This window comes from Bacillus sp. JJ1609 (assembly GCF_036967045.1).
In the GTDB taxonomy this organism is placed as follows: Bacteria; Bacillota; Bacilli; order Bacillales; family Cytobacillaceae; genus Mesobacillus.
In genome coordinates this window covers 295,275-311,824 of sequence record NZ_JBALSS010000001.1, presented here as the reverse complement: position 1 = coordinate 311,824, position 16,550 = coordinate 295,275, and the positions used below count along the sequence as shown (strand labels likewise).

Below are 16,550 nucleotides of genomic sequence, written 5' to 3'. Positions count from 1 at the left end.
TTCTCGGACCTCTTCTCATAACAACTCGACTACCTGTTTTTCGCTTTGAGTTGTTCTCGGACATCTTCTCATAACAACTTGACGACCTATTTTCTCTTTGAGTTGTTCTCGGCCCACGTCTCATAACAACTCGACGACCTATTTTTCTCTTTGAGTTGTTCTAGCCAATGTTGATATAAGGTACTTTGTTGATTGGAGCGGAAATTAGAAATCAACATAAACACATTCTAAGTTTAATTTAGATTGGATAAAAATGGGTCTGAGTTTTCTTTTATTACATCAGATGGTAAACTTTTAAAAAAAGAGAAATTTTCTGAGAACTTAGGGGGAGTCAAGGTGGAATGGTCAGCAAAGCTTGAAAAATTAAAAAAAGAAATAAGTAAAAATGTTATCGGCCGTGATTTTGAAGTAGAAATGATGGTGATTTCACTTTTAAATAATGGCCATATTTTAATGGAAAGCGTTCCGGGCACTGGGAAAACTTTGCTTGCAAAAACCTTTTCGAAAGCGATTAGCGGAGAGTTTTCAAGGATTCAATTTACGCCGGATGTGCTGCCAAGCGATATATCCGGGATTCAATTTTTCAATCCGAAGCTTCAGGAGTTTGAATTGAAGCCCGGTCCCATTGTAACTAATATCCTTTTAGCTGATGAAATTAACCGTGCAACACCTCGGACGCAATCCAGCTTGCTTGAGGCGATGGAAGAACACCAGGTGACGATTGATGGACATACGATTCAGCTGAACACACCATTCCTGGTAATTGCTACACAAAATCCAGTCGAGTCTCAGCAGGGTACTTTCCAGCTTCCAGTAGCGCAAATGGACCGCTTTTTTATTAAACTTTCACTTGGTTATCCTGAATTGAATGAAGAAAGAGAAATGATCCGCAAGCATAGATTTGGTTCGTCAAAAGAAGAGATAAATCCTGTATTGAGCAAAGAGGATATTATTCAGTTGAAGAGAGAGCTTGAAAATGTGCAGCTTTCTGAAGTTGTTGAGCAATACTTGCTGAAAATCACAAGGGAAACTCGAAACCATTCTTCCATAGAATTAGGGAGCAGTCCTCGTGGAACTCTCGCTTTGGTGAAAGCAGCTCAGGGGAGAGCACTTGTGAAGGGCAGGAGCTATGTAATCCCAAATGATGTAAAGGAAATGGCTCCATTCGTTTTAGGGCACAGAATCTATTTATCAGCTGAGGCATCTTTAACGTCTACCCCTGAAAAAGTGGTTAAGGATCTGTTAGAATCTATTCCGCTTCCGGTGGAAGTTGAGGTTTAAAACTATGCAATGGAAAAAAGTAATCATTGAGGACCGTTTTTTATCCATTCTAGCTTTTCTCGGCATTCTATTAGTCATTGCCAGCTTTTACTTTAATTCATGGTTTATCTTCGGGGCTGGGCTGCTGATTATTTTAATAACAGCTGCTAACTCCTATTATTTAAACCACATTGGCGAGGGGCTTATCTTAGAAAATAAGCGTGAAAGAAAACGGTTTTTCATAGGTGATAACGGTGAATGGTCTCTTCTTTTTGCTAACCATGGACTGCCAATCATGAAGGCAAGGCTGACGGTTTATTTTGACAGTGCAGTAGTACCTGTTTTAGGAGAATTTCATATTCACCAATCAAAGGTAGATGTAGGAATGCCGGTATCAATGAGTCGCAAGGAACAAATAACGATTAAAATCCCGTTTAAAGCAGATAAGCGCGGGATGTCAAAAATCAGGAGATTGGAACTTCATATACCGCATTTTTTTGGCTTTGGGGACACGATCCTGGAGTTTAAAGATGTTATTAATATGGAGGCCCTTGTATACCCAAGGCCCATCTCTGTCAGGAACATAGATAAACATAAATCATTTAGACCAGGTAACAGCCCATCGTTATTTTCAGTTTTTGAAGATAGTATGGGTCCAATTGGCACAAGAGATTATCTTCCGACTGACAGTTTTAACAGAATCAACTGGAAAGCAAGTGCCAGGAGAATGACATTGCAAACAAAGGAATTTGAGCGAATAACCGAAGCTGGTGCTGTTTTGTTTGTAAATGTAGTAGATGGCTATTCTGTAACAGTCATGCTGGAATTCCTGATGAGCAGCATAGCTGAAATAGCTTATTTCTTCCATAAGGCTAACATTCCATTTTCCCTTTGTATGAATATCAGATCAGCGGGTGCCACTCCTTTTACTTATATACAATTAGGTTCAGGAAAGGATCATTTGCAAAAGCTGCTTGATATTTTGGCGATTGCAGACCATCATTCTCCTACAATCCCGTATGACAAAATGTTGTTCTTTTACAAAAGGCATATTCCAGCCGCACCAACGATGATCCATACAGGAATTCGGACAGAAGGTGCAGATATTTACTTTAAGGATTTCGGCAGGCATGGGGTTCAGCTTTTGGAGCTGCAAAGGCATGAGGAGGAGGAGGCCGTTTTAGAACCGCTCAAACTAATAATGAAGGAGGTGGCGATGTAATGAATAAAAAAGTCTTGAACATATTTTTCCGTTTTTATATGGAATGGATCTTTGCCACCTTAATCATTTTGATGCTTCATTTATTATCTAGTCAGCAAATGCCCTTGTTATCGACCATGGTCATCCCAGGGATAGCTTCCTTACTATTTGCGATTCTTTTAGAGAGGAAAGGAAATCATGCTAAAGCATTATACTTTCTGCTGATTATGCCGGCACTTTATCTGACTGGGTTATGGGCTGGGATTCCGTTTTTTTACATAACAGTAATGGCATTGTTCATTTTTTGGAGAACGCTAAATTATCACCAGGATGGAACGAGTAGTTCCGAAAGTGTTTGGCTGGTGCTGACTTTTCTCGTCGGTTTGTTCCTATCACCGCTTGCACACTTTTATGATGGTGCTTATCTGAAACAGATTGCATTTCTCTTGACCTTTCAATTGCTGTTTATTATTTCAGGGCAATTTTTTATAAAATGTATTGATATCGAACTTGTCTCAAAAAGGAAGTTTGCATGGGACTTTTCAAAATTGCTCGGACTTGGACTTTTGATTTTGATGATTCTTACATTTGGCAGGAATCTCATTAAGAGTATTTTCTTCTTTATCTTGCAAGGGATTGGCTGGATTTTTTCTATTCTCCTTTACCCCCTATTTTCTTGGGTCGAAAACCCGATCATTAAAGAAAGAGCTGGCCGGTTATTATCATCCAGACAGCAGCCGGTAAAAGAGTACAAATCTCCGTTTGCAAATGCGAAGACGCTGATTGATCCTGATCTTTGGGGACCAATACTTTTTGCTGTTATCGGGGTGCTGATTTTCTTTTATCTATACAAAAAAACAAGCTTATTCAATAAAGAGGAGGAGGTTGGCGTATCACCTAGCGCTTATGTAACATCAAGTGAACTTGATGATTCCTTCTTCAGTGACCCATTCTATAACAATCGTACAGGAATGCCTGGAAACCAGATACGCAAGGAAATATACCAGCTCGAGAAGTATGCTCAGAAAAAGGACTTGGCCAGGTTAAACTATGAAGCGATCAACGAATGGCTCCAACGGCTGGGGATTGATTATGATGAGAAGACGGTTAAAACGTATCAGCAGGTCAGGTACGGACCATCTGCCGAAGATGAAGTCGAGGAATGGTTTAAAGAAGAAATGAAAAGCATTAAAAAACAGTTAACAAACCTGCAAAAAGAAAGAAAAGAATCAAGCAAGTCAGGGATTAAAAATTCCCTGAAGAAAGTTTTTAAAAGATAGGATTTCTCGGTTTATAACTTTCAAAAAGGCTTTTTTTCTATAAGATTATTGTTTTAATTGAACAATAAAATTTTTGAAAAAAACCAATGGATAAAATCAATTGTCACAATTTCGCTAAAATGAAAACGTTTTAATGAAAAAAATGCTTAAAACCTTGAAAAAACCAATGTTTTTTCATTGTCTAACACTTTTCAAAATGCTATTCTTTTGTGTGGGATGCCAGTTGTGGATATTTAAAGGGAGAGCGTTGTGTAGATAGAGTAATCTCTAGCTGCACTCGGGTCATAAGCCGTCCGGGTGTGGCGGCTGAATAGCTGCCTTCTCGCAGGCCTACTTATGCCTGTCGGACTTGCACAGGATGTGCTGATGTCGATGTTGCCACAGGACGTGGCGTTTTTAATCGACGTTCCACTCCAGGGTGCTTCCGCTTTTCTTTGTGGATACGATTGGAAATAATATATGGTGTGAAAGAACCTTACAAATGGGTAAAATACAATTATCATTTTAGCTAGGCCGGAAATTTTGACCTTTCGCTGAATTGAACCATTTAGTTTGGAAGGCATCATGTATGGTCATCTTAATCATTTAATATAAAAGGAGAATGATCTAATATGGTACAAAAACAATTCAAGGTTGTTGCTGAAACAGGAATCCATGCTCGTCCTGCTACAATGTTGGTACAGGCTGCAAGCAAATTCGATTCAGAAATCCACTTAGAATATAAAGAAAAAAAGGTTAACCTTAAATCAATCATGGGTGTAATGTCATTAGGAATCGGCCAGGGAGCAGATATTGCGATCTTCGCTGAGGGAAGCGACGAGCAAGATGCTCTTAACACACTAGAAGAAACTTTAAAAAGAGAAGGTTTAGCTGAATAATGGGCTTTCTGCAGGGAATTGCCGCTTCAAATGGAATTGCGATCGCAAAAGCCTATAAGCTCGTAGAACCGGATTTTTCTTTTGAAAAAAAGACAGTCGAAGCACCTGCTGATGAAGTGGCGCGTTTTCAAGCTGCCCTTCAAACTGCAAAAGCTGAGCTTGCACAAATCCGTGACCACGCAGGTACTGAATTAGGTGCCGATAAGGCTGCAATATTTGATGCACATCTTCTAGTTTTAAGCGACCCAGAATTGATTTCACCCATCCAAGATAAAATCAATACCGAAAATGTAAATGCTGAACACGCATTGAAAGAAACAGCTGATATGTTTATCAGTATGTTTGAGTCAATGGACAATGAATACATGAAAGAACGTGCTGCGGACATAAGAGATGTGACCAAACGTGTAATGGCACATTTATTAGGCGTTCAAATTCCTAACCCAAGCATGATTGCTGAAGAAGTAGTCATCGTTGCAGAGGATTTGACACCATCTGATACTGCACAGCTAAACCGCCAATTTGTAAAAGGTTTTACGACAAATATTGGCGGACGCACATCCCATTCTGCAATCATGGCCCGTTCCATGGAAATTCCTGCAGTCGTTGGCACAAAAACAGCAATTGAAGAAATCAACAATGGTGACATGGTCGTTGTTGATGGATTAAAGGGTGAAGTGCATTTTAACCCTACTCCAGAAGTGCTGGAAGCCTATAAAAAGATTCAGGAAGACTTCGAAAAACAAAAAGCAGAGTGGGCTAAGCTTGTAAATGAAAAAACAGTTACAGCTGAAGGACACCACGTTGAGCTTGCTGCTAATATCGGAACACCTAAAGATTTAAAGGGTGTTATTGAAAATGGCGGTGAGGGCGTAGGTCTTTACCGTACAGAGTTCCTTTATATGGACAGGGACCAGCTTCCAACCGAAGAGGAACAGTTTACTGCTTATAAAGCGGTGCTTGAAGGAATGGAAGGAAAGCCAGTTGTTGTCAGAACGCTTGATATCGGTGGCGATAAAGAACTTCCTTACTTGAACCTGCCTAAAGAAATGAACCCATTCCTTGGTTTTAGGGCGATTCGTCTTTGCCTTGAGGAGCAGGATATTTTTAGAACGCAGCTTCGTGCCCTTTTACGTGCTAGCGTTTATGGCAATTTAAAAATCATGTTCCCTATGATTGCAACATTGGTAGAATTCAGGGAAGCAAAAGCAATGCTTGAAGAAGAAAAAGCAAAATTAGTAAACGAAGGTATCCAGGTTGCTGAGCTTATCGAGCTTGGAATCATGGTGGAAATTCCTTCAACTGCAGTTCTTGCAGACCAGTTTGCTAAAGAAGTTGATTTCTTCAGCATTGGAACAAACGACCTGATTCAATACACAATGGCAGCAGACAGGATGAACCAGCAGGTTTCTTACTTGTATCAGCCATACAATCCATCGATACTTCGCCTCTTAAAAATGGTCATCGATGCTGCTCATAAAGAAGGTAAATGGGCCGGCATGTGCGGTGAGATGGCTGGAGACGAAACTGCGATTCCAATCTTGCTTGGTTTAGGACTGGATGAGTTCTCTATGAGCGCTTCTTCTATCCTGAAGGCACGTTCACTTATCAGGCAGTTAAATAAAACTGATATGGAAAAACTAGCTGATTCTGTGCTTAATATGAGCACAACAGAAGAAGTTGTAAAAGCAGTAAACCAAGCTTTGGGTTTGTAACAAAATTGTAATATAAAAAATGTTTTACCCTATATATGGCGGGTATATATGAGTAAGCACTTTGGTTAGACTGAAAGTAAGCTAATCATTCTCATTTTCCCCCAGATTTGGCCGGCTGTTTATCAGCCGGCATTTTTTTGTGTAAAGTGAACGGTGACGTCTTCTAATTCGATGTTTGAAAAGTGGCATTGGAACGATAGAGGGGTTGAAAATAACTCCCCCGCTGTTTCAATAAAGGTCATTGGAACAATTGAGGGGTAGAACCCACCTCGCCGGATGTTCCAATAAAGGTCATTGGGACAATCGAGGGTTAGAAACCACCACACGGGATGTTCCAATAAAGGTCATTGGAACAATGGAAGGGTAGAAACCACTACACGGGATGTTCCAATAAAGGTCATTGGAACAATGGAGGGGTAGAATTCACCACATCGGATGTTCCAATAAAGGTCATTGGAACAATGGAGGGGTAGAAACCACCACACCGGATGTTCCAATGAAGGTCATTGGAACAATGAAGGGGCAGAAATCACCACACCGGATGTTCCAATGAAGGTCATTGGGTTATTATATAAGGCGAAAAGGAACATTCCTTTGTTTTTCTCCCATAGAGAAAAGTATTTAAAGGTTGAATAGCTATCCACCTTCGATCCATCGCAAATTTAAAAATCCTTTTTATAAATTACGAAGGATCCTTCTTGATTTTTAAAAATTATTCTCTTTTTTAAACGGATTTCTCCACTCCATCAGCATCCCATAATTTAAAGACTCTTCATCCTCAAGATAATTGGCCACTGGTTTTACTGGGGTACGCCCGCAACGCAGCAAAAAGGAAACGACAGGATCTTTTAGGTCTCCTTTTAAAACCTTTTCAACATAATCTTCAATTGATAATTCAGTTGCATGAAGATGATATCCTGGCATCCTGCCGCCACCAAGCAGCCTATCCAAATCTAAATGGACCACAGTTTCATACATCGACTGAAGCATCCATTTTCCTAAACCAAGCTTTCTGTAGTCGGGGCTGATGCAGATATCAACTATGTATAAAGTATTGCCATTACGATCGTGATTGCGGATGTATCCGTTATCTGTTATAGCTGACCAGGAATGTTCCAAATCATCTTCGTCCTGTCTCACAATTAAACCCGTAATTGAGCCGGCTATCTTCCCATCTATTTCAACACAAAGCGCTCCATCGGGAAATAAAGTGATATGGTTTTTAAGCTGTTCGTTATTCCATAAAAGTTCCTCTGGAAATGGTGGAGGAAAAGCCTCCCGCTGCACTCGTATTAACTCAGCAAAATCATTTTCGTTGTAATTTCTTATTTTAGCTTTTACTGGTATTGCTTGATCGAAAACGTATATTTCCTTATAAAACATGAAAGCACCTCGATTTCTAACTTTAGCTTGAGTTTAAAAAAAACATTATACCAAGTCAAATTCTGTTTATTATTATTTTTTAGGCTGATAAAATGAAATTACAAGAATATTCTTATATAATTAGATTAATAAAAATAAGGGGGAATACATATGGAACTCCAGCTAAGCGGAAAGACAGCTGTGATCGCTGCCTCTAGCCAGGGACTTGGCAAGGCGATTGCGGAAGGACTTTTGAGGGAAGGTGTAAATGTTGTCGTATCAGGAAGGGAAGAGGAAAAACTAAAAGATGTAGTTGCTGAATTAAAGCAAATAGGAAGCGGCAAAGTCGTTTTTCAAAGAACAGACATCACGAACCCAGAGGATATTAAGCAATTAATTCAAACAGCAGTCGACCAGTTTGGCGGTGTGGATATACTGGTCAACAATGCTGGTGGACCTCCTGCAGGCTCCTTTGAAACTATCACTGATGGGCAATGGCAAACTGCCTTCGAATTGAATTTGCTATCCTATATAAGGCTGATTCGTGAATCACTGCCGTTTTTAAAAGAGCATGGAGGAAAAATTATTAACATTGCCTCCTCTTCAATCAAAGAACCGATACCTGGACTCTTGCTGTCAAACACTTTCAGGACAGGCATAGTCGGGCTGACAAAGACTCTTGCTCAGGAACTTGCTCAATATGGCATTTTAATCAATACGGTAGCACCTGGCCGCATTGCTACAGACCGTGTTAGACACTTGGATGAGGTGAACGCTGAGAAAATGCAAATTTCTCGTGAAGAAGTCGAAGAAAGAGTTAAGGGAACCATTCCTTTAGGGCGTTACGGAAAGCCGGAGGAGTTTGCAAAGGTGGTTGTTTTCCTTGCTTCTGACGCTAATTCATATATGACAGGCAGCTCATTTCTTGTTGATGGCGGTATGGTTAAATCAATTTAATTAATAGGTTTGAACGACTGAAATATGGGTATATAATCATTGCGCATAAAATTGTAGATCGTTCTGGAAGGCCGGAGAAATTTTTCTTCGGCCTTTTATATATATATGGTTATTGTTTTCTTAAGGAATTTTCACGAATAACATCAATGCCAAAAGATGAAATGTAATGATAAAATGAACTTAACTATTAAGGAAAGAAGGTATACATATGTTATCCAAGGAAGATACAGTGATTGGTTTTATTGGCACAGGTGTGATGGGGAAAAGTATGGCTGGCCATTTATTGAATGCAGGATATCAAGTCACGGTGTATACGAGAACAAAGGAAAAGGCTGATGAACTACTAGGAAATGGTGCGGTCTGGTCTAATTCTCCCGGCGATGTCGCGAAGAAATCGGATGTTGTTTTTACAATAGTGGGCTATCCCGCAGATGTGGAAGAAATCTACTTGGGTGAAGATGGCTTGATCCCAAACGGGAAACCTGGAACGTACTTGATTGATATGACGACTTCGACACCATCGCTCGCAAAGAAAATTTATCAGCAGGCCAAGGAAAAAGATATGAATGCCCTCGATGCGCCTGTTTCGGGTGGAGATGTTGGTGCTCGGGAGGCCAAGCTCGCCATCATGGTTGGAGGGGACAGTGAAGCATTTTTGGAAATTGAACCGCTGTTGAATATTCTTGGTACGAACATTGTACACCAGGGGGAAGCAGGGGCAGGGCAGCATACAAAAATGTGCAATCAAATTGCCATTGCGTCAAATATGATCGGGGTTTGTGAAGCCATCATTTATGCTGAAAAAGCAGGCCTAGATCCGGAAACTGTATTGAAAAGTATTTCTACTGGTGCAGCAGGAAGCTGGTCACTTTCAAATCTGGCACCTCGTATGATCGCTGAAAACTTTGAACCAGGGTTTTATATCAAGCATTTTATCAAGGACATGAAAATTGCCCTCGACGAAGCAAAACGGATGGATATGGAAGTACCTGGTTTATCACTTGCTTTGTCACTCTATGAACAGCTGGTCGGAAAAGGTGAAGAAAAAAGCGGTACACAGGCCCTATATAAGTATTGGAAACAATAAGAAATCCATTTAATATTTTCAAGTCATAGCATCTCCTTTAGGTAAAATACTAAAACAAAAGGAGGGGATTGCTATGGCAAAAAGAACGAAGAAGAATGATCCGCAGCAAAAAAATAAAAAGGGTTTCGATTCTGCAGCAATTGATTCGGAATTTTCGCATGAAATCGGAAGTGCAGCAACAAACAAAATCCATAAGGATAAAGCAAAAAAAGAAAAAGCTCCGAAAAATAACGGACAATATAAAGGGTAAAAGGGAAAAGCCGTTCCGAAGGGGAACGGCTTTTCTATTGGCAACCACATAATTTTACCTGTTCAGATAATTTTCAAGGCGGTCTAAACCTTCTTTAAGCGTATCCATTGAATATGCGTACGACAAACGGAAATATCCCTCGCCAAGCTCAGAAAAGGCACTTCCGGGAACAACCGCAAGCCTAACCTTTTCCACAAGCTCCATGCAAAAATCAAAAGAAGTTATGTTTTCACGAGGGATTTTTACAAAAAAGTAAAAAGCTCCTTCAGGCTTGATAACATCAAGGTTCATAGAAGTAAGTCGGTTGTAAACATAATCCCGCCTTAAAGCATACTCCTTCTTCATAGGCTCAGCGTCATTGATCCCATTCGTCAAAGCTTCCAATGCGGCCATTTGCGAAATGGAGGTAGCGCAGGTCACATTGTATTGATGGACTTTTAAAATGTGCTTCGCTAGATATTCAGGAGCGAAAAGCATTCCAATTCTCCAGCCTGTCATGGAGTGAGACTTTGATAACCCGTTGATCACAATCGTTTTATCCTTGATAAATTGGGCAATTGAAACATGTTGTTGTTCATAAACAAGCTCACTATATATTTCATCAGCAAGAATGAAGATCTCTTTATCTTTAACGAGCTGAGCAATCTCATTAAGTTCTGTCTCGTTTAGGCTTACGCCAGTCGGATTTGATGGGTATGGAAGAACAATACATCTCGTTTTTTCAGTTATCAGGCTTTCAATCAATTCAGCAGTCATGCGGAATTGAGTTTTCCTAATATCTGCATAAACAGGAATCGCACCGCACAGCTTGATGATAGGCTCGTATCCAACATAAACCGGTGCCGGAAGGATCACTTCGCAGCCTTCCTCAAGGATTGTCCTGAAAGTTATATCTATGGCCTCGCTGGCACCTGCTGTAATAATCGTTTCGTGTTCGGCTGAATAATCAACGCTATATTTTTGTTGGTAAAAGTTAGCCGCTGCTTGCCTAAGTTGAAGGTAACCAGCGTTATGTGTGTATGTAGTAAAATTATTATCAATAGCTTTTTTACCAGCTTCTTTTACATGATCCGGTGTCGGAAAGTCCGGCTGGCCAATGGTTAACTGCACCATATCTTTAACATCTGCAACCAAGTTGAAAAACTTCCTGATGCCTGAAATCTCTATCTCTCTTACCTTTTTGTTTATTAAATGCTCCACGACTATCATCCCTCCGAAAGAATATCCCTATTTTAACATGTTAAAGCGAAAAGGTGTAAACATGATAAAAGGTTATTTGGCCTCTTTGGAGAATATTATTTATTATGAATAACAAGGAAGGGGAGAAAAAATGAATATAGAACAAATGAAACAGCATTATAGAGATTTTGACCAATGGGCAGATTCATTAAGGGAATTACAAGATGGAGAATGGCACAAACCTCTTAGCGAAGGAAAGTGGTCCGTAGCAGCGGTTATAGCACACCTGTTGCTATGGGACAAATATTCGCTTGCAGAACGCTTTCCTTTCTTTATAGAAGGAGCTGAACTACCGTCATATCCGGATTTCCAACGTGTAAACGACCGTGCCCGAGAGTATGCTGAGATGACTTCAAAAGAGCAAATCCTTGATGAACTGCTTGACACACGAAGAGGCTATCATGAACTGCTAGAGCAAACTAACAGTGAGAAGCTTGCTGTTTCCTTCAAAATATCCACGCATTCATTGACGGTTGAGGAGTATGTTACGGATTTCATCCAGCATGATCTGCACCATCAAAAGCAAGTGGACGAGGCGCTCGGCAGAACACTCGTAAAATAACGTAAAATCTGCTGGCAAACCGATTTTCGGTTTGCTTTTTTATATGCAACGAACGAACTGTTTAAGTTTTATATTAAAGAGACATTTTTTATGTTTGCAGCCAGGAATACTTTCAATCTAAACAGTTCTGAATTCACAGCCGATAATAAGTATAATGAAACGTATTTCAAAATAGTTTTACTTCAAAATCGGAAGGACGAATGAAATGAACGATAGCAGTATTTTATTAGAGGCCGGTACGAATGAGCTTGAAATTGTAGAGTTCAGTATCGGTGAAAATAAGTTTGCCATAAATGTGATGAAAGTAAAAGAAATCCTCAATCCTGTTCCAGTTGTTGCCATTCCGCATGCCCACCCATTTGTGGAGGGAATAATGGAGTTGCGTGGAGAAGTGCTGCCAGTAGTGGATGTTGCGGCTGCTCTTGGTCTCCCGAGTTCTGCCCAGTCCCATCTTGATAAGTTTATTGTTGCAGAATTTAACCAGCAGAAGACCGTTTTTCATGTACATAGCGTAACCCAGATACACCGCATTTCCTGGGGACAGATTGAAAAACCGTCGGAAATATACCAGGGTGCTGAAAGCCAAGTAATCGGCGTCATAAAGCTGGGAGGGCAAATGATTTTGTTCCTGGACTTTGAAAGAATCCTTCTAGAAATAAATCCTGATTCAGGTATTAAAATGAGTGAAGTCAAAAAATTGGGACCCAGGGAACGATCAAATAAAAGAATTGTGATTGCGGAAGATTCAGCCATGCTGCGTAAAATGCTTCATGACACCTTGTCTGAAGCAGGCTATCATTATCTTGAGTTTTTTGAAAACGGAAAGGATGCAATTTCCTATCTTGAACATTTGGCGGAAAATATCCACGATTTCAGAGATGCAGTGCAGCTGGTGATCACAGATATTGAAATGCCTCAGATGGATGGGCATCACCTTACCAAAAGAATCAAAGAGCATTCAGTTCTATCAAAACTGCCTGTCATAATCTTTTCTTCTTTAATCACAAATGAACTGAAGCATAAAGGAACTGTCGTTGGTGCTGATGCTCAAATAAGCAAACCTGACATTGGTGATCTTGTCCTAAAAATTGATGAGCTGGTTTTGTAAAATCCATTTTTCACAAATAATCCAGCAATGCGTTTGAAGCAAAAAAAAGAAAGCTGATTCGTTCAGCTTTCTTTATGGGTAGCGTTCTCCAAGTTTCTTGAAAACTGGTTTTGCATACTGTCTCGTTTTGCCTGTGCCTACAGGTTCCTGGGCTTCCTTTAATCCAGTATATGTCGCCAGTAATTTTTTTGCGTTGTTTAATGAAATGGAGGCTTTGGGATTTCTTACTGATTGATCAAGCTTTCCTAAATGGGGAAGCTGTTCGAAATCAAGTTTGGTTGGCGGAATATGGAAGGTGTAATCACCGCAAACGACGAGTACATCTGATTGCTGCTGACTGTTCCTAGGGTTGTTGGAAAAATGAAGGCCTGTTTTTTTAGCCTTCCCCTCCTTAAGCATCTTTTTAATTGCATCATGTTTTAGCTGATATAAATATTTTGGGTTTGGCGCAGTTTTGGCATGACGATTCACAGTGAAGATTGCTTGTGAGAGGTTCTCAATCGTTGGACGGAGTTGGGGAATTTTGTTTCTTTCATTATTCAATGGATAGGCTCCTTTCTTTCTTTTAGGCTCTCTTTTCAAGATAATTTTATTATACCCTCTTTTTGTTTAATTGAGAAATGAAAGCCTATCCATATATGCAATTCACATGTAGCACGGAGAGCAGCTTATCTGATTATCGTTACTCTAGTTCCATTTGGAACCTGCCTGGCTAGCTCTAAAACATCTCTGTTTTGCATTCTGATGCATCCTTTGGAGACTTCCTTGCCGATTGATGAGGGATTGTTTGTCCCGTGAATCCCATATCCCAGTTTGGAGAGCGAGAGCCACATGACTCCATAAGGTCCTCCGGGATTTGGTTCTCTATTCACAATGACAAATTCGCCAACGGGTGTTTTTGTCAGCATTTTCCCAATTCCCACAGGATATGTTTTTACAACTTGGCCAGATCGGTATAATGTCAGTCTTTTATTCATTAATGAAACAGTTATAGAGTACGGAATCGAATATGGATCAGGCAGCCCAGGAATGATGATCCGTAGTCCAGGGTAAATAAGAGCTGGATTTGTAATTGAGGGGTTCACTGAAAGAACTTGCCTAAGGCTGCGCCGGTAATTTGAGGCAATGACGGCAAGTGTTTCGCCTGGTTTCACTATGTGTTGCATGGAATCTCCTCCTCTAAACTCAGCTTATGCCGGGTGTATGCTGGAGTTTCATAACTCACTTATTCTGTATATTGTGTGAAAATGTCTTTTTTTGGCGAAAAATTTTTAATATTTAAAAATTATTGTCGTTTTTACTCATTGTTAAAGTTAAAATAGGAATATAACACTATTTCAGAAACATGGAGCAGGTACTTTTGTACTTCTGGAATGAGGATGGTTAAATGAATCAGACTAAGCAAGCACGATTAACATATAAAAGGACTAATCCTACATCAAAAAAAATTGAAACAATGATTACAGACATCATTTTTAAGCATGTAAAAGATCTTGTTTTTATTATGAGGGTTGAAGAAGGGGAGCATTTCCGTTATATATATGCCAATGAAAACGGTATGTATCATGCTGGGATGGATTCACTGGACATCGGCAAGACCATGGAGGAAGTATTGCCATTCCATCGAGCATACCCAATGAAAAAGCATTATCAGAAGGCAGTTGATACCGGGAAAGCTGTTGTTTTTTACGATGAAGTAAGTCTTGACCATGGTCGGCAGGTCCTAGGTGAAACCTTGCTTACTCCTATTTACGGAGAAAACAGCGATATTGAATTTGTCGTTGCTGTGACACGTGATTTTACCGAAAACTTTATGGAAAAGCAAAGGATGATAGAAAGTGAACAAAGGTATCGTTCACTGATCGATCATAACCTGGATGCTGTTTTATCAATAGACCTGAAAGGGAAAATCCTCGACGTAAACCCAGCTGCACAAACCCTTACAGGCTATACTGTTAAACAGTTGAAATCCAAAAAGATTTTTAGTCTGATATGCGAATCTGATGTACCAATCTTTAGCAGCATCTTAGAAGAGACCAAGCTAGGAAACGCTATGGAGTCAATTGATTGCCGTTTCATACATCGGAAGGGACAGCATTTAACGATTCAACTAAAAACAATCCCAATCGTTATCGATTCGGAAATAAAGGGAGTGTATGTTATTCTCCGTGACCTTTCGAATCAGGCAAAAAGTACTGAACTAATAAAATACATGGCATTCCATGATCAGCTGACTGGCTTGCGCAATAGACGTGCACTTCTTGATCAGCTTGATGATTTGGTTAACAGGAAAAAAAGAACAAATGATGAATTTGCTCTTCTCTTTATAGACATAGATCGATTTAAGTATTTAAATGACACGCTTGGCCATAGTGTCGGTGACCAAATATTGAAGCAAGTGGCTGATAGATTAGTTGAAATTCAAAAAGAATATTGCACAGTATACCGCCAGGGCGGGGATGAATTTATGATTGTCCTGGAGAATACAGACAGACAGGCAGCCGGGGAATTTGCCCAAAAAGTATTGTGCCGGTTCATGGATTCCTTTTATTTTAATTCGCAAGAATACTATATTACACCGAGCATCGGCATCAGCCTTTTTCCAAATGACGGGAGAGATTCTGAGACATTGATAAAAAATGCAGATGAAGCCCTATATAGTGTGAAAGAAAAAGGGAAGGCGCATTATCAATTTTATCGTGCAGACATGCAATCTACAGGCATCAATGTCATTGCTCTTGAAGCCCATTTGCGAAAGGCGATTGAACGCGAGGAATTGGAATTATATTTTCAGCCACAAATTAACTTGTTTACGAATGAAATAAAAAGTTTTGAGGCATTGCTGCGCTGGAATAGCAAAGAGTTGGGATTCGTTTCTCCAGCTGAATTCATCCCGCTTGCCGAGGATACCGGGCTGATCATCCCGATAGGCAATTGGGTCATTGATTGGGCATGCAGGCAAATTAAAGAGTGGAATGAAAAGGCAGGCAAGCCTATCAGGATTGCAGTCAATATCTCTCCAAAGCAATTTTTGCAGCTTGATCTTGTTAGAATCATCAAGAATGCAATTGATCAATATCAGATACAACCATCCCTGCTAGAAATAGAAATTACTGAAGGGGCAATGCAGGATACGAAAGAAACGATTCCTATCTTAAAAAAATTAAAAGATTTGGGGATTACCATTTCAGTAGATGACTTTGGAACAGGATATTCTTCTTTAAGTTATTTAAAGCAGTTTCCAATTGATGTTCTAAAAATAGATCAAAGCTTTGTCAGAGACATTAAATATAATGATAAAGATGCGGCAATCATCACGACAATCATCCATTTAGGCAAAAGCCTGGGGATGGAAGTCGTGGCAGAAGGCGTCGAAGAACAAAGCCAGGTAGATTTCCTTATAGCCGCCGATTGTGAAAAGGCGCAAGGATTTTATTTTGCTAAACCGTTAAGAGCCCAAGAAGCAGAGGAAAAATTCATCTTAAGCCATTAAGCAAGCAGCTAATTTATTAGCTGCTTGTTTTTTAAAGCATAAGAAAGGATAAAATTCACTTCGAGAATTGTCCAGCTCCAGCGCCTAGCCCCTCGAGTCGCTTGTCTAGTTTCGCCTCCTAGAAACTCCGAAACTTCAACTCCGCCGGCAGAAGCAAA

At 40.0% G+C, this 16,550-nt stretch carries 15 protein-coding genes; 11 read left to right on the top strand and 4 right to left on the bottom strand.

The window, feature by feature from the left end:
• Nucleotides 1-336 precede the first annotated feature (336 nt).
• From V7654_RS01555 to ptsP, 5 genes are all read left to right on the top strand, one after another.
• Nucleotides 337-1,281 (top strand): AAA family ATPase, encoded by a 945-nt coding sequence (locus V7654_RS01555; protein WP_335427933.1) that lies wholly within the window; start codon nucleotides 337-339, stop codon nucleotides 1,279-1,281.
• A gap of 4 nt (nucleotides 1,282-1,285) precedes the next feature.
• Nucleotides 1,286-2,482, top strand: a complete 1,197-nt coding sequence (locus V7654_RS01550; RefSeq protein ID WP_335427932.1) for a DUF58 domain-containing protein — start codon at nucleotides 1,286-1,288, stop codon at nucleotides 2,480-2,482.
• A complete protein-coding gene (locus V7654_RS01545) occupies nucleotides 2,482-3,741 on the top strand; it encodes a hypothetical protein (RefSeq protein WP_335427931.1) in 1,260 nt (419 codons plus the stop codon). The genes V7654_RS01550 and V7654_RS01545 overlap by 1 nt, the downstream gene beginning before the upstream one ends.
• A 611-nt stretch (nucleotides 3,742-4,352) precedes the next feature.
• On the top strand, nucleotides 4,353-4,619 hold the full coding sequence (locus V7654_RS01540; RefSeq protein WP_335427929.1) for a phosphocarrier protein HPr: 267 nt from the start codon (nucleotides 4,353-4,355) through the stop codon (nucleotides 4,617-4,619).
• A complete protein-coding gene (ptsP, locus tag V7654_RS01535) occupies nucleotides 4,619-6,334 on the top strand; it encodes a phosphoenolpyruvate--protein phosphotransferase (RefSeq protein WP_335427928.1) in 1,716 nt (571 codons plus the stop codon). Before V7654_RS01540 ends, ptsP begins: the two co-directional genes overlap by 1 nt.
• A gap of 705 nt (nucleotides 6,335-7,039) precedes the next feature.
• Here the strand turns inward: ptsP and V7654_RS01530 are convergent.
• Nucleotides 7,040-7,717 carry a GNAT family N-acetyltransferase gene (locus V7654_RS01530; RefSeq protein WP_335427927.1) on the bottom strand — a complete coding sequence of 226 codons (678 nt, stop codon included), beginning with the start codon at nucleotides 7,715-7,717 and terminating at the stop codon, nucleotides 7,040-7,042.
• 150 nt (nucleotides 7,718-7,867) lie between these two features.
• Between V7654_RS01530 and V7654_RS01525 the strand changes: the two genes are divergently transcribed.
• The 3 genes from V7654_RS01525 to V7654_RS01515 all read left to right on the top strand — a co-directional run bounded on the left by V7654_RS01525 (nucleotide 7,868) and on the right by V7654_RS01515 (nucleotide 9,990).
• Nucleotides 7,868-8,653 carry an SDR family oxidoreductase gene (locus V7654_RS01525; protein WP_335427925.1) on the top strand — a complete coding sequence of 262 codons (786 nt, stop codon included), beginning with the start codon at nucleotides 7,868-7,870 and terminating at the stop codon, nucleotides 8,651-8,653.
• Between the two features lie 208 nt (nucleotides 8,654-8,861).
• Nucleotides 8,862-9,740 (top strand): NAD(P)-dependent oxidoreductase, encoded by an 879-nt coding sequence (locus V7654_RS01520; RefSeq protein ID WP_335427923.1) that lies wholly within the window; start codon nucleotides 8,862-8,864, stop codon nucleotides 9,738-9,740.
• Nucleotides 9,741-9,813: 73 nt separating this feature from the next.
• Nucleotides 9,814-9,990: a hypothetical protein gene (locus tag V7654_RS01515; RefSeq protein ID WP_335427922.1), complete on the top strand. Its 177-nt coding sequence runs from the start codon at nucleotides 9,814-9,816 to the stop codon at nucleotides 9,988-9,990.
• A 54-nt stretch (nucleotides 9,991-10,044) separates the two neighbouring features.
• On the opposite strand, the gene V7654_RS01510 is transcribed toward V7654_RS01515, so the two are convergent.
• Nucleotides 10,045-11,190 carry an aminotransferase A gene (locus tag V7654_RS01510; protein WP_335427921.1) on the bottom strand — a complete coding sequence of 382 codons (1,146 nt, stop codon included), beginning with the start codon at nucleotides 11,188-11,190 and terminating at the stop codon, nucleotides 10,045-10,047.
• A gap of 130 nt (nucleotides 11,191-11,320) precedes the next feature.
• Between V7654_RS01510 and V7654_RS01505 the strand changes: the two genes are divergently transcribed.
• Both V7654_RS01505 and V7654_RS01500 read left to right on the top strand, forming a co-directional pair.
• Entirely contained in the window at nucleotides 11,321-11,791 is a 471-nt protein-coding gene (locus V7654_RS01505; protein ID WP_335427920.1) for a DinB family protein, read from the top strand.
• A 205-nt stretch (nucleotides 11,792-11,996) separates the two neighbouring features.
• Nucleotides 11,997-12,899: a chemotaxis protein gene (locus V7654_RS01500; protein ID WP_335427919.1), complete on the top strand. Its 903-nt coding sequence runs from the start codon at nucleotides 11,997-11,999 to the stop codon at nucleotides 12,897-12,899.
• Between the two features lie 72 nt (nucleotides 12,900-12,971).
• Here the strand turns inward: V7654_RS01500 and V7654_RS01495 are convergent, their stop codons facing one another.
• The gene (locus tag V7654_RS01495) at nucleotides 12,972-13,442 is read right to left on the bottom strand and encodes a YkyB family protein (protein WP_335427917.1); all 471 of its coding nucleotides are present in this window, start codon (nucleotides 13,440-13,442) and stop codon (nucleotides 12,972-12,974) included.
• A 125-nt stretch (nucleotides 13,443-13,567) separates the two neighbouring features.
• Nucleotides 13,568-14,065, bottom strand: coding sequence for a L,D-transpeptidase family protein (locus V7654_RS01490; RefSeq protein ID WP_335427916.1), 498 nt, complete (start codon nucleotides 14,063-14,065; stop codon nucleotides 13,568-13,570).
• Between the two features lie 221 nt (nucleotides 14,066-14,286).
• On the opposite strand from V7654_RS01490, the gene V7654_RS01485 reads away from it, so the two are divergent.
• On the top strand, nucleotides 14,287-16,392 hold the full coding sequence (locus V7654_RS01485; protein ID WP_335427915.1) for an EAL domain-containing protein: 2,106 nt from the start codon (nucleotides 14,287-14,289) through the stop codon (nucleotides 16,390-16,392).
• Nucleotides 16,393-16,550: the final 158 nt, after the last annotated feature.